This is a genomic window from Pseudomonas sp. A214 (assembly GCF_900156295.1).
GTDB classification, from domain to species: Bacteria; Pseudomonadota; Gammaproteobacteria; order Pseudomonadales; family Pseudomonadaceae; genus Aquipseudomonas; species Aquipseudomonas rhizophila.
The window spans coordinates 4,919,381-4,931,814 of sequence record NZ_LT707062.1 but is presented as its reverse complement, the minus strand read 5'-3'; the positions used below and the strand labels follow the sequence as shown (position 1 = coordinate 4,931,814).

Genomic DNA, 12,434 nt, shown 5'->3' with positions numbered 1-12,434 from the left:
CATGGTTTGCTTCAATGGCCGGCTCGTATAAGGTGGCGTTTTTTCGTCACCGGGGAAGTCGACCATGTTGCGGCTGAGCGCGCTGTATCGTTATCCGTTGAAGTCCGGCAAAGGCCAGCTCCTGCAAGGCATAGGCCTGGACAAGCTGGGCCTGGACGGTGACCGGCGCTGGATGCTGGTGGACGAGGGCACCGGGCGCTTCCTGACCCAGCGGGCGGTGACCCAGATGAGCCAGCTCTCGGCATTGTGGAATGAGGCCGGCGGTCTGACGCTCAGTGCGCCAGGTTTTGCCACCCTGGATGTGCCCCTGCCACCTGTTGACGAAGAGCAACGGCGCGGTGTGATCATCTGGCGCGACACCTTGCGCGTACCGGATGCCGGTGACGAGGCGGCGGCCTGGGTCAGCGAGTTCATCGGCAAGCCCACCCGGCTGGTTCACGTTCCGGTGGAACTGGCGCGCACCACCGCCGCCGGTTACGGCAAGGATGACGACAAGGTGGCGTTCGCGGACGGTTTCCCCTTGCTGCTGATCGGCCAGGCCTCTTTGCAGGACGTGTCCGATCGGGTCGGCCGCCCTTTGGAGATGCTGCGCTTTCGTCCCAACCTGGTTATCGAGGGCAGTGAGGCATTTGCCGAGGATGGCTGGAAGCGCATTCGTATCGGCGATGTGGAGTTCCGGCTGGTCAAGCCCTGCTCACGCTGCATCATGACCACGGTCGACCCGCAAACCGGCGAACGCGACCCTGACCGCGAACCCTTCGCCACGCTGCAGCAGTATCGTTCGACACCGGACGGTGCGATGTTCGGCCAGAACCTGGTCAATGACAGCAATGGTTGGCTTGAAGTGGGTATGCCGGTTGAAGTGCTCGAATAAACACCGCTTTTGAAAAAACAATGCCCGTGTCCACTGGACACGGGCATTTTTCATTACCCGATGCCACGCCGGGGCTTTTGTGGCGAGGGGATTTAGCGAAACGTCGCACCGCCCCTCGCCACAGGCTTAGCCGCGGTATTCACACAGGTAGGCGGTGTCGACGGCGACCTTGAGCTGGAACTTGCTATTGGCCGGTACATTGAACTGGCTGCCGGCCTCGAAGGTTTCCCAGTCGGTGCTGTCGGGCAGTTTCACGGTCAGGGCGCCGGAGACGACGTGCATGATTTCCCGCTGGGCCGTGCCGAATTCGTATTCGCCCGCAGCCATGACGCCGATGGTCGCAGGGCCTTCGGCAGTGCCGAAAGCGATCGACTTGACGGTGCCGTCGAAGTACTCGTTGACTTTAAACATGGGCGATTCCTCGAAAAAAGGGGCTGGAAAAGGCCGGCCAGTATGCACAAGGCTTCAACGTTCGTCATCTGCCGCGCCGCAGTCGTGGCTCGCGTTCAGCCTGGGAGTACCAGGGGTAATAACCGCGCTGTATTGCGCGCATCTTCAAGGGCCCGGTGTTGTTGACCGCAGAATTGCAGGCCGGCCAGTTGCAGCGCCCCGTTGAGCCCCAGGGGGCGCTCCAGCCGGCGGGCTTTGGCGAAGCGCTGCTTGAGGTTCATGTGCGGCACTTGGCCGAGAAAGCTGTGCAACCGCTGATGCTGCCATTCCTGAAGCAATTGCTTGCGGTCGTAATCGCCCCAACTGACCCAGCTCTCCAGGTTCGCGTGGTACTGCGCCAGCCAGCGTTCGAACGCCGGCCAGACCTCGGTCAAAGGCGCGGCGCTGTCGATATTGGCCTGGGTGATATGGGTCAGCTCGCGACAGAAAGGTGTGAGCAACGGGCGCCTCAACGGCTTTACGAACCGCTGGAAGTGGTCCAGCTCGCGGCCATCCCGATTCACCAGCGTGGCGCCGATTTCGATAATTTCCATTTCGGTTACCGGCCAGCCACCTTCATCGGTGGTGGCCTCCAGATCAATCACCAGCCAGTGAGGCATCGCAAGGTTCCCGGTATCGGCGTGCTGATGGGTTTGAGCGTAGTCAAACCCTGCGCATCCGCCTAGTGCGCTGTTTCAACCTGCAATAATAACTGGCGGTTTTTCACCTGATCGCCTGGCTTGACGTGTAAGGTCCTGACCACTCCATCAATACCTGCCTTGAGTGGGTGCTCCATTTTCATCGCTTCGAGCACCATCAGTAGCTGTCCCTGGCGTACTGCCGTCCCTTCGCTGACCAGCACTTCGACGATAGCGCCGTCCATCGGCGCCTTGAGGGTGCCATCGCTGACGCTGGCCCTGGCGGCGACGGGGGCCTGGGTCCGATCCTGTAAATGCAGGCCGCCTGGGCGAGTGAACAGCCACAGGTCATTACCATCGAGGTGCCAGGCATGGCGTTGGCGAATACCGTCGATCATCAGCGTTACGCCGCACTGATCAGCTTCGAGCAATTTCAACTCGATCACACGCTCGGCTATCCGGATATGCAGCGTGCCGCCGGTTCCGGCGGTCAGGGTCAGGGTCCAGTCGCGCTCGCCCAGGCCAATGCGATAGCGCCGCACCGCGCCGCTATTGTTGCTCCATCCTCCCAGGCCGGGCGCATGACGTGCATGCATGGCCTGATAGAACAAGGCTGCGGCGATGGCGAGCTGCTCAGCCGAGGGGGCGGGGGCCTGCAAGGCAGGATGATCGGCGAAGTGTTGCTGGATGAAATCGGTGCCGAAATCTCCATCAATGAATTGTGGATGAGCCAGCAACCCCGCCAGCAAGCGTTGATTGGCCTGTACACCCAGGAGCACGCAGTCCTCCACGGCTCGCAGCAATTTGCGTCGGGCCTCTTCACGGGTAGCGCCGTGGGCGATGACTTTGCCCAGCATCGGGTCGTAGAACGGGCTGATGGTCTGGCCTTCAAGCAAACCATGGTCGATTCGTACACCGTCGCGGATAGGGGGTTCCCAACTGAGTAAATGGCCGGTTTGCGGCAGAAAGTTCGCAGCCGGGTCTTCGGCATACAACCGCACCTCCATGGCGTGACCACTGAACTGGACCTGGTCCTGGCGCAGGGGCAGTGGCAGGCCGGCGGCCACATCCAGTTGCCAGGCCACCAGGTCCAGTCCGGTGATCAGCTCGGTGACCGGATGTTCGACCTGCAAGCGCGTGTTCATCTCCAGAAAGTAAAAACCGCCGTCCGGGGCGAGCAAAAACTCCACGGTCCCGGCACCCACATAATTGACCGCGCGGCCAGCCTTGAGCGCGGCGTCACCCATGGCCTGGCGCAGATCGGCGGTCATGACCGGGCAGGGCGCTTCTTCAATGATTTTCTGGTGGCGTCGCTGGATCGAGCAATCCCTTTCGCCCAAATGGAGCAGATTGCCGTGGTGGTCAGCGAAAATCTGGATTTCCACATGCCGTGGATTGATCAAGGCCTGTTCGAGGATCAACTCATCGTTGCCAAAACCATGCAGCGCCTCGGAGCGCGCGGTGCGTAACTGTTCCAGCAGGTCTTCAGCCCGCCAAACCAGGCGTATGCCTCGGCCACCACCGCCGGCGCTGGCCTTGATCATCAACGGATAGCCGATGCGTTCGGCTTCACGGCACAAGGTGTCGTCGTCCTGATCGGTGCCTTCGTAACCGGCGATGCACGGTACGCCGGCGGCGATCATGGCGATTTTCGAGCGACGTTTGCTGCCCATCAGGTCGATGGCGTCGGGGCTGGGGCCAATGAACACGATACCGGCCTCTGCGCAGGCCTTGGCGAATCCGGCGTTTTCCGAGAGAAAACCGTAGCCAGGGTGGATGGCGTCGGCGCCAGTACGCCGGGCCGCATCGAGAATGGCCGGCTGATTGAGGTAGGACTGCGGCACCGGTGCTGCACCGATGAGTACCGCTTCATCGGCCATGCGCACGTGCAGCGCGTCGGCGTCGGCCTCGCTGAACACCGCCACGGTGCGATAGCCCAGGGCCTGGGCGGTACGCTGGATCCGGCAGGCGATTTCACCGCGGTTGGCGATGAGGATCTTGCTGAAGGCGGGCATGGTGGTCATTCCTGGGTTTTTCGGTGGCAGTCAGGGCCTCATCGCGAGCAGGCTCGCTCCCACAATGGAGAGTGAACACAGTCATTTTTTCTTGCCCGGTAAAATGCCCATGAGTTTGCAGATGATGCCCAGCATGATCTCGTCCGCACCGGCGCCGATGGACACCAGTCGCACGTCGCGATACGCCCGCGCCACCGGGTTGTCCCACATGAAACCCATGCCGCCCCAGTATTGCAGGCAACTGTCGGTGACTTCCCGGGCCAGGCGCCCGGCCTTGAGCTTGGCCATGGTCGCCAGCCGCGTCACATCCTGGCCGTTGATGTACTGCTCGGTGGCCTGGTAGACCAGCGCCCGCAGGCATTCGATCTCGCTGGCCAGTTCCGCCAGGCGAAAGTGGATCACCTGGTTGTCGATCAGGGCGGTGCCGAAGGTCTTGCGCTCCTTGCAGTACTCGATGGTGCTGTCGATGCAGTGCTCCAGCCCCTTGAGCATGTTCGCCGCGCCGAACAGGCGTTCCTCCTGGAACTGCAACATCTGCATCATGAACCCGGCGCCTTCCTGGCCAACGCGATTGCGTTGCGGCACCCGTACGTCGTCAAAGAACACCTGGGCGGTTTCCGAACTGCGCATGCCGAGTTTGTCCAGGTGCCCGCCGAGGCTGATACCCGGGCTGTTCATCGGCACCATGATCAGTGATTTGTTGATGTGGGGCTTGTCGTCCGAAGTGTTGGCCAGCAGGCACATGAAATCGGCACTCGGTGAATTGGTGATCCACATCTTGCTGCCGTTGATGACGTAGTCATCGCCATCCTTACGGGCCGTGGTCTTGAGCCCGGCGACATCAGAGCCGGCCCCGACTTCCGAGACGCCGATGCAACCGACCTGCTCACCGCTGATGGCCGGGCGCAAGAATGCTTCACGCAGCTCATCGGAGCCGAAACGCGCCAGGGCCGGGGTGCACATGTCGGTCTGCACGCCGATGGACATCGGCACGCCGCCACAATGAATGGTGCCGAACTCCTCGGCGGCGACGATCGAATAGCTGTAGTCCAGGCCCATGCCGCCGAACTGCTCCGGCTTGGATATACCCAGCAACCCTAGTTCACCGGCCTTGCGGAAAACCTCGTGGATGGGAAACCGTCCGGCCTTCTCCCATTCGTCGACATAGGGGTTTATCTGCTGGTCGACAAACTGGCGAACGGTGCGCCGCAGAGCTGCGTGTTCCTGGGTGAAGATCATTTTATTGTTCTCCTGTGAGCAGCGATCAAAAGTCCTTCACACGTTCAGAAACGGGCCACACCGAAACTGTTGGGTTGCAGCGGGCGAAGCTCAGCCGCGTGGCAGATGTCCAGCAGGTAGCCTAGCAACGTGCGGGTGTCGCGCGGGTCGATGAGCCCGTCATCCCACAGGTTGGCGCTGCCGTATAGCGCAGTGGACTGGCTGTCGAGTGTCTGCGCGGTGGTGTGTTCGAGCAGGTCCAGCATCTTCGGGTCGGGGGTGAGGCCATTCTTGATCTGCGTCGCCTGCGTGACGATGCGCAAAACCTTGCCGGCCTGGGCTCCACCCATCACCGCCGTGTGGCTGTTGGGCCAGGCGAAGATGAAGCGTGGGTCCAGCCCTCGGCCGCACATGGCGTAGTTGCCGGCGCCGTAGGAGCCGCCCACCACAACCGTCAGCTTCGGCACTCGGGCGTTGGCCACGGCCTGGATCATCTTCGCCCCATGCTTGATCACCCCTTGTTGTTCCGACTCGGTGCCGACCATGAAGCCGGTGGTGTTGTGCAGGAACAGCAGCGGTATGCGGCTCTGGTCGCACAGCTGGATGAACTGCGCGGCCTTGCTCGCGCCCTTGGGCGTGATCGGGCCGTTGTTGCCGATCAGGCCACAGGCATGACCACGAATGCGCAGGTGGCCACAAATCGTCTGTTGATCGAACTCGCTTTTGAATTCCAGGAAGTCCGAACCATCGGCGATGCGGGCGACGATTTCCCGCACGTCATAGGGCTTTTTCGGGTCGTCGGGGATCAACCCCAGCAACTCATCGGCCGGGTAGAGTGGCTCTTTCCAGGTGCGTTCAGGCGGTGTCGGCCGTTGCTCGTTCCAGGGCAACAGGCTGACGATCTCCCGGGCCAGGCGTATGCCATCGGCGTCATTCTCGGCCAGGTATTCAGCGGTGCCGGCCACCTGCGCATGCATTTGCGCACCGCCCAGTTCTTCTTCCGTGGCGACTTCGCCAGTGGCGGCCTTGAGCAACGGAGGGCCGGCCAGAAACAGCCGTGCTTTGTCGCGCACCACTACTACGTAATCCGAGAGCCCCGGCTGGTAGGCCCCGCCCGCCGTGGCCGAACCATGCACCACAGTAATCTGCGGCAAGCCCATGGCGGACATCCGCGCCTGATTGGCGAAGCTGCGTGCTCCTTCGACAAAAATCTGCGCGGCATAATTGAGGTTGGCGCCGCCGCTTTCGGCCAGGGTGATGACCGGCAGTTTGTTCTCCATGGCGATCTGTTGCAGACGCAGGGTCTTGTTCAAGCCGCTGGGGGAGATGGTCCCGCCCTTGATCGCGCTGTTGTTCGCCACCACCAAGACCTGAACGCCGGAGACGTAGCCGATCCCCGCGATCAAACCACCACCGGCCTGGCTGCCGTCCTTGTCGTCATGGAGTTTGTAGCCGGCCAGGCTCGCCAGTTCCAGGAACGGCGCGCCGGGGTCCAGCAGCAGGTTCAGACGCTCGCGTGGCAGCAGTTGGCCGCGTTGCTCGAACCTGGCCTGGGCCTGGGCGGCTTTCTCCAGCACCGCCTGTTCGATCTGACGCAGGTGTGCGACGCCAGCCAACATGGCCGCGTGGTTGCGGGCGAAGTCGGCGCTGTGTGGGTCAAGGTGCGATTCGATGACTGGCATGGGTGTTCCTTGTGCTCGAACCGAACGCCATGGCGATCGTCCTTTAATTGACCTGATCGGCGATGCTCTGTGGCACCGGTATCTGGATCTCCAGCAACTGCTGAGCGAACGCCTTGCCCTGCGGGTCGATGCGCAGGCTGGCGACACCACCGCCGCCAAGGGCATTTTCCAGCACGAAGTTCAGGCTGTGGGTGCCCGGCAGATACCAGCGCTCGACGCGCCCCAGCAGTGGGTCGAGCACGTGGCTCATCCAGTCAACCAACACTTGGGGCGTCAGCGCCTCGGCGATCCACGGCAAGTATTCGGGGGCGCGGGCGAGCACACCGATGTTGCTGTGGTTGCCCTTGTCGCCGGAGCGCGCCACCGCCAGTTTGACCAACGGCACGCTGGCATCAGCCCGGCCCTGGGGTTTGGGCGGGTCGGGAGCGACCGGCAAGTCGCGGGTTTGCAGCGCTTCAACGGCGGGCAGCAGGCAAGGATGACTCTGCCCGTCGAGTTCAATGTCGAGCCGGCAAGCGGATTTGTCGATCAGGAACGAGAACAGGCGAATCAACGGATACACCGTCGGGCGACCGCCCATCAGGCCGGTCAGCCCCGGCACCATGCCGGTAGCGGCCTGGGCGATTTCCCTGGAAAACAGCACCAGCGGCTGTTTGTCGGGGTGGCGCACCGCCAGTTTGATCACCACTTCACGGCTGTCCTGGCGCCTGCCGTGCTGGCCGTAAGTGGCTTCGCTGCCCAGAAGCTCGATGTTCACCTCGCTGTAGGGCGCCCAGCCGCGCGAACTGAACAGCTGCGAAGTCCTGGCGATGATCGCCTGGCTGACCCGTTCGGCCTTGGCCACCGCATCGATGCCGGCGATCAGGCACAGGGCGGTGCAGCGAAAACCGTCGGCCCAGGTGGCGCAGACCTTGTATTGATCGGTGGGCGGCAAGCCCTTGGCGCCTTGGACGCGCACCGCGTGTTTGCCTTGCTGGATCAACCTGACCTGGCTGAAGTCGCAGATCACGTCCGGCAAGAGGTAGCCTTGGGGATCGCCGATTTCATAGAGCAGTTGTTCCCCGACCGTCAGCGGCGTGACCAGCCCGCCGGTGCCTTCGGCCTTGGTGACGATGAATTGGCCGTCGGCGCTGACTTCAACGATGGGAAAACCGATGTGCTCGTAATCCGGTACTTCCCGCCAGTCGGTGAAATTACCGCCCGTGCATTGAGCCCCGCACTCAATGAGGTGTCCGGCCAATGCGGCCTGGGACAGTTTGTCGTAGTCGTGCCAGGCCCAGCCAAACTCATGCACCAGGGCCGCGCTGACCACGGCGCTGTCCACCACTCGGCCAGTGATCACGATGTCGGCTCCCAGACGCAAGGCCTCGACAATGCCGGGGGCACCCAGGTAAGCGTTGGTGGACACGCACACCGCCGGCAGGGGCGCGCCGCTGAACATCTCGACAATGCCCTGGCTGGCGAGCTGTTCGAATCGTGGTTGCAGGTCGTCTCCCAGCAGCACCGCGATCTTCAAGGGCACGCCGGCCTTGTCGCAGGCCGCTTGCAGAGCGGCGGCGCAGGCCTGGGGGTTGACCCCGCCGGCATTGCTGATGACGCGGATCTTGCGTTCATGCAAACGAGCAAGCAGCGGTGAGAGCACTTCGATGAAGTCCGTGGCATAGCCGCCCCGAGGGTCTTTCATGCGCGCCCCGGCCATGATCGACATCGTGACCTCGGCCAGGTAATCGAACACCAGGTAGTCCAGTTCGGCGCCTTCGACCAGTTGCGCCGCAGCGGTACAGGTGTCGCCCCAGAAGGCGCTGGCACAACCGATACGTATCGTTTTTGGCATGGTGCTCCCTCCGGCCGACGTCGCCCGAGACTACCAAGCAAGCGCTTGGTTTGTAAACGACCGCCGGTTCTTCGATCCAAGCGCTTGCTTGGGTGCCCCGGCCAGCTTAAATTGCCCGCGCCACCTCGTCGGTTCCGCAAGCGTGGCCCGACGTTGATCGATCGACTGTAGGAGAGAATGGGTGGATGAGCAAAAAGCCCTGAACGTGATGCGTGAGCTGGTCGATAACGGGCAACTGACCGATCCTGACAGCGCTCGCGGCAAACTGCTCCAGACCGCCGCCCATCTGTTTCGCAACAAAGGGTTCGAGCGCACCACGGTGCGCGACCTGGCGAGCGCGGTGGGCATCCAGTCGGGCAGTATCTTTCATCACTTCAAAAGCAAGGACGAGATCCTGCGGGCGGTGATGGAAGAGACCATTCGCTACAACACGGCGTTGATGCGCGCGGCGCTGGCCGAGGCCGATAGTGTGCGCGAGCGGGTCCTGGCGCTGATTCGCTGCGAGTTGCAATCGATCATGGGCGGCAGCGGCGAGGCGATGGCGGTCCTGGTCTACGAATGGCGTTCGTTGTCTGAGCAAGGTCAAAGACAGGTGCTGGCTTTGCGTGATATTTATGAGGCCCTGTGGCTTGAGGTTCTTGGGCAGGCCAAGGACGCGGGGTATATTCGGGGCGACGTGTTCATCACCCGTCGTTTCCTGACCGGCGCCCTGTCCTGGACCACCACCTGGTTTCGCGCCGAGGGCAGCCTGAGTCTTGATGAGTTGGCCGAGCAAGCCTTGATTCTGGTGCTTGAAGAAAAATAAAAAGAGGCAGCAATGCCGCTGAGTGGTCGCCTTGCGTGCCCTGCGTAATGTGCATTGAGATGCCTGGTTGGATTCACTGATGATTAACTTTCTGGGGAGTGAGCTGTCTTGACGTTTTCAACGATGGGGATAGCCTCGCGCGTCTTGCTGGCTGCGTTTATTGCGGTGTTCGCGTTGCCGGCCACGGCTGCGCAACTGGTCCGGATTGGCGCAGCGCATTTTCCGCCCTACACGATACGCCCCGAAACTGGCGCGGATACCGGTTTGCTGCCGCAGTTGGTCGAGGCCTTGAACCGGTCCCAAAGCGACTATCAATTCGTGCTGGTTCCGACGTCGATTCCGCGCCGCTTCAATGATTTCAAGCAGGGCCGGGTCGACATGGCCATTTTCGAGAACCCGGACTGGGGCTGGAAGGATGTGCCTCATACTGCGGTAGACATGGGTCTGGAAGATGCGGAAATCTTCGTTGCCCAGCGTCAACCGGATCGTCAGCAAGACTATTTCTCTGATCTGAGGGGCAAGCGCCTGGCGCTCTTCAGCGGCTACCACTACGCCTTTGCCGAATTCAACGCCGACCCCAAGTTCCTGACCGGCCAATACAACGCCACGCTGACGTATTCCCATGACAGCAACCTGCTGATGGTCTTGCGCGGGCGTGCGGACATTGCGCTGGTCACCCGTTCGTACCTCATCGACTACGTGCTGCGCAATCCTGACGTCGACCCTCAATTGCTGATATCCGAACGTATCGATCAGATTTACCACCATTACGCGCTGATCCGCCCCCAGGCGCCGATCTCTGGCGAAGCGTTCGAGCGACTGCTGCAAAAGCTGCGGGACGACGGGCAGATGCTGGCGATTTTCAAGCCCTACCAGATACAGCTGGTGCCAGCGCACGATCATTGAACGGGGCACTAAATTTCCCTGCCTGGCTCACGTCACACGTTGACTACCGACGACTACGTGAGCCCCGCCCATGTCCAATCTCAAGCACCCGACGATGCTGCCTTTACCCGGCGGTCGCCGTCTCGGCGCCGATGAAACCGAACGCCACCTGAGCCTGATGCTTGAGGGCGCGCCGCTGATCCGGCTGCGCCTGGAGCGTGGTACCGAGCTGCATGTGCATTTGCAGGAAATCAACGATCGGCCCGTAGGCCCGGCGCTTTGGGCGGCCTGCTATTGGCTGTTCGCCCGCGATCCTGAATGCCGGCGCCTGACCTGGCATCTGCCCGAGCGTCCCGGTGAAGCCTTGCTCAGCGGACTGCTGACGCCCGGCGAGTGTGCCGACGAATACATCTGCGAGCGCACGATGTTCTGGCAACTGCCGCAACCCTGGCTGGGGGAGTCGTTCAACGGCAGCTATCCGCAACAGATGATCATCACCGATGGCAAGCGTCATCCGCGCCGGCCCACGAAGCCGCGAGGTGAGGTGTATCGGCGCTTCGATGCGCGCCTGGGAGCCTGGGTGTCCTTGCGCACCCTGGAAATCGAACAGGACCTGACGCGCTTCAACCGCTGGCAGAACAGTCCTCGGGTGGCGAGTTTCTGGCAGGAGGAGGGCAGCCTGGAACAACATCGCGAGTATCTGAGCACACTGCAGCGCGATCCCCGGGTGCTGACCTTGATCGGTTGTTTCGACGACCAGCCTTTCGCCTACTTCGAAGCCTATTGGGCCAAGGAGGATCGGATCGCGCCGTTCTATGACGTGCACAATTATGATCGCGGCATTCACATGTTGGTGGGCGAGGAGCAACACCGCGGCCCGCACAAGGTGGCGAGCTGGCTGTCGGCGCTGGTGCATTACCTGTTTCTCGACGACCCGCGCACCGAGCGGGTGGTGGCCGAACCTCGAGCCGACAACGCCCGGATGATCGGTCATCTGCACAACCAGTGTTTCCACTGTGAAAAGGAATTCGATTTCCCCCACAAGCGCGCGGCGCTGATGATTCTGGGGCGTGAGCGGTTTTTTGATCGGTGTGGGTTGAGGTGAGGTTGTAAGCCCCTAGGGCTCCATCGCGAGCAGGCTCGCTCCCACAGGGATTGCGCACAGCACAGACTTTGTGAGTGCGCAGATCCATTGTGGGAGCGAGCCTGCTCGCGATAAGGCCCGAAAAATCAGTGCAAAATCACCGCCGGGCAAAGGTATCCCCACGCACTCCCGACACCTTGCGGCAATGCACCAGGGCGTCGCGGATCATGAAGTTCACCAGGGTCGGCGAGACCCCCAGCTCCTTGGCGATATCCTTCTGTGGCACACCGTGCAGGCGGTACATCTCGAAGGCATAGCGGGTGCGGCTGGGCAGTTCGGTGAGCGCGTCGGCGATGTGCTCCAGCGTCGAGAAATTGATGTGTGACGTTTCTGGCGAAGCCCCCTGGATCACCACATTCAACCCTTCCTCTTCCGGCCCGGAGTATTTCTGTTCCAGCGCCTGCTTGCGGTAATGGTCGATCGCCAGGTTGCGCACGATCTGAAACAGATAGCTGAGCTGAGCCTTGAAGGACGAGGTGATCTGGGGCGCCGATTGCAGCCGGAAAAACGCATCCTGCACCACGTCTTCTGCCCGGGACCGGCAACCGGTGATTCGTGCTGCGATCTTGACCAGGATCATCCGGTTATCCACGAATGCCTGAAGTAACGGTGAGTCGCACCTGCTTGTGGATACTTGTTCCGTCATGGAATTCACCTTGTTGCAAAAAGTTAGCAGGACGAGGGATCTGTCCGACTCGTCCTGCATATCGAGCGACAAATTAGGCTGAATGATAATGATTGTCAATTGAGAAGAAGAATTATTGATGCTGATAAGTCCAGCGTGAGAACTGCGACCCGTTGCCGCGGTGTTCTGCTTTCCGGCGGGTCTGGATCAAGAGGCCGCTGACTAATTATTTGCCGGCGGTATCCGTTCTCAGGGATGAAGGTTTCGGGCGGCAGTCCCGATGCC

At 61.6% G+C, this 12,434-nt stretch carries 11 protein-coding genes; 4 read left to right on the top strand and 7 right to left on the bottom strand.

All coding sequences use genetic code 11. The features are described 5' to 3' along the window. Nucleotides 1-64 precede the first annotated feature (64 nt). A complete protein-coding gene (locus tag BW979_RS21915) occupies nt 65-874 on the top strand; it encodes an MOSC domain-containing protein (RefSeq protein ID WP_076385687.1) in 810 nt (269 codons plus the stop codon). 126 nt (nt 875-1,000) lie between these two features. Here BW979_RS21915 and ppnP read toward each other — a convergent pair whose 3' ends face one another. The 6 genes from ppnP to BW979_RS21885 form a co-directional block, all read right to left on the bottom strand. Beyond that, entirely contained in the window at nt 1,001-1,285 is a 285-nt protein-coding gene (gene ppnP / locus BW979_RS21910; RefSeq protein ID WP_047226402.1) for a pyrimidine/purine nucleoside phosphorylase, read from the bottom strand. 95 nt (nt 1,286-1,380) lie between these two features. Continuing rightward, complete coding sequence (locus tag BW979_RS21905; RefSeq protein WP_047226403.1) at nt 1,381-1,923, bottom strand: exonuclease domain-containing protein; 543 nt, start codon at nt 1,921-1,923, stop codon at nt 1,381-1,383. A gap of 62 nt (nt 1,924-1,985) precedes the next feature. After that, the gene (locus BW979_RS21900; RefSeq protein ID WP_076385685.1) at nt 1,986-3,956 is read right to left on the bottom strand and encodes an acetyl/propionyl/methylcrotonyl-CoA carboxylase subunit alpha; all 1,971 of its coding nucleotides are present in this window, start codon (nt 3,954-3,956) and stop codon (nt 1,986-1,988) included. A gap of 81 nt (nt 3,957-4,037) precedes the next feature. Continuing rightward, entirely contained in the window at nt 4,038-5,195 is a 1,158-nt protein-coding gene (atuD, locus tag BW979_RS21895) for a citronellyl-CoA dehydrogenase (protein WP_076385683.1), read from the bottom strand. Nucleotides 5,196-5,239: 44 nt separating this feature from the next. Next, on the bottom strand, nt 5,240-6,856 hold the full coding sequence (gene atuC / locus BW979_RS21890) for a geranyl-CoA carboxylase subunit beta (protein ID WP_076385681.1): 1,617 nt from the start codon (nt 6,854-6,856) through the stop codon (nt 5,240-5,242). Nucleotides 6,857-6,899: 43 nt separating this feature from the next. Further along, entirely contained in the window at nt 6,900-8,690 is a 1,791-nt protein-coding gene (locus tag BW979_RS21885) for an acyclic terpene utilization AtuA family protein (RefSeq protein ID WP_076385679.1), read from the bottom strand. A gap of 181 nt (nt 8,691-8,871) precedes the next feature. On the opposite strand from BW979_RS21885, the gene BW979_RS21880 reads away from it, so the two are divergent. The 3 genes from BW979_RS21880 (at nt 8,872) to BW979_RS21870 (ending at nt 11,485) form a co-directional block, all read left to right on the top strand. Then, on the top strand, nt 8,872-9,495 hold the full coding sequence (locus BW979_RS21880; RefSeq protein ID WP_047226408.1) for a TetR/AcrR family transcriptional regulator: 624 nt from the start codon (nt 8,872-8,874) through the stop codon (nt 9,493-9,495). Nucleotides 9,496-9,618: 123 nt separating this feature from the next. After that, on the top strand, nt 9,619-10,401 hold the full coding sequence (locus BW979_RS21875) for a substrate-binding periplasmic protein (protein WP_172833829.1): 783 nt from the start codon (nt 9,619-9,621) through the stop codon (nt 10,399-10,401). Between the two features lie 70 nt (nt 10,402-10,471). After that, the gene (locus BW979_RS21870; protein WP_076385675.1) at nt 10,472-11,485 is read left to right on the top strand and encodes a GNAT family N-acetyltransferase; all 1,014 of its coding nucleotides are present in this window, start codon (nt 10,472-10,474) and stop codon (nt 11,483-11,485) included. A 136-nt stretch (nt 11,486-11,621) separates the two neighbouring features. Here the strand turns inward: BW979_RS21870 and BW979_RS21865 are convergent, their stop codons facing one another. Continuing rightward, on the bottom strand, nt 11,622-12,170 hold the full coding sequence (locus tag BW979_RS21865; RefSeq protein ID WP_025212663.1) for an RNA polymerase factor sigma-70: 549 nt from the start codon (nt 12,168-12,170) through the stop codon (nt 11,622-11,624). Between the last annotated feature and the right edge of the window lie 264 nt (nt 12,171-12,434).